Origin of the sequence: Verminephrobacter aporrectodeae subsp. tuberculatae At4, from assembly GCF_000193225.1 — a bacterium.
GTDB lineage: Bacteria > Pseudomonadota > Gammaproteobacteria > Burkholderiales > Burkholderiaceae_C > Acidovorax > Acidovorax aporrectodeae.
The window spans coordinates 1-1,379 of sequence record NZ_AFAL01000215.1 but is presented as its reverse complement, the minus strand read 5'-3'; the positions used below and the strand labels follow the sequence as shown (position 1 = coordinate 1,379).

Genomic DNA, 1,379 nt, shown 5'->3' with positions numbered 1-1,379 from the left:
GGCCAGGCGCGGCGGGCGCGTCCTTCTTCATTCCGGGGCGGTCGTCGCCGCGCACCGCGCGCACGGGACGCTGCGCGGCCTTGGGCGCATCCGCAGTGGCCGCGCCCGCGCCAGCGTTCTCCGGCACCGTGTCAGGCGCTGTATCAGACGCTTCCGCTTCGGTCGCATTCGGGGGAGACTGCGCCTGCGCCGGCTCGTCACTGCGCACCTGCTCTGCCGCCTGGGACTGACCGCGCAAGGCCGCTTCCAGCGCCTGCAGGGCCGTGCGGATGCGCTGCGTGTCGCCGCTCGCGTTGGCGGCTTCGAGGGCCTTGGAGGCGTCGAGGACCATGCGGTCGTGCGCCGTCAGCTCGGTGAGCGCGCGCTCGCGCTGCGCCGACTTGCGGCTGAAGGCCTCGTCGATGGGCTTGCGGAACGCGTCCCAGAGCTTTTGTTCCTGCCTGCGCTCGAGCGCAACGGTCTGCGCCTCGGCCTGCCAGCGCTGCTGCAGGGCCTTTATGGCGTCGATGCGCAGCGTGGGCGCGGCGCCCAGCGCCGCAGCCTCCTCGACCAAGGCCTGGCGGCGGGCCAGGCTCTCCTTCTGCGCGGCCTCCAGGGGCGCTGCGGCCAGGTCCATGGCCTGTTTCCACAGCGGCTGCAACTCGGCAAAGAGCTTCTCTCCCACGTGGCCGCCCTCGCGCCAGCGCTCGGCAAACTGCTGCAGCGCACGGTGCGTGGCCTTCCAGTCTCCGGATGCTGCGTGCGCCTGCGCCCAGACGCTGAGCTCTTCGATCAGCGCCAGGCGCCGGGCCTTGTGTCCGGCGGCCTCGGTGCGCAGCTTCTCGAGCCAGACCTCGACCACCTTGTGCGCGGTGTTGCAGGCCGTATCAAACCGCTTCCACAGCGCGTGGTTCGGCGCGCCGCCCTGATCCGCCTGCTTCCACTGCTCGCGCAGGCGGCGCAGGGTTTCCTGCATCTTGCGCCCGCCCAGCGCCTGGCCTTCGGGGCGCTCGAGCAGCGCCTCGGCCTGCGCCACGAGGTCTTCGCGCAGTTGGTCGGCGCTCCAGCGCTGCCAGCCCTCGAGTTCCCCCGCGGCGACCAACGCGCTGTGCACCTGCTGCTCGAGCGCATTGTCTATGTGCCTGCCGTGCTGTTTGAGAACGGCGCGCAGCGCGGCCGCAGCACCGACGCTCGCCTTGCCGTGGCCTTCGGCGGTTTCCTTTTCCAATGTCACCAGGGCTTCGCGCACGGTCTGGACGGCCTTCTCGAGCACCTCGGGCGCCACCTTGGGTTTGGGCGCATGCGCCGGCTCGGCGGGCAGACCGCGCGCGGCGCGCAGCTCGTCGGCCCACACGGGCACCGGCGGCAAGGGCGCGGCCGCGTCCTCGGCGGCGGCGATG

Annotated in this window: 1 protein-coding gene; it reads right to left on the bottom strand. The window is 72.3% G+C overall.

Annotation, left to right across the window (positions count from 1 at the left end):
• Positions 1-1,379: DUF349 domain-containing protein (locus VTU_RS0105965; protein WP_010101996.1), on the bottom strand; the 1,379-nt coding region annotated here is incomplete at both ends.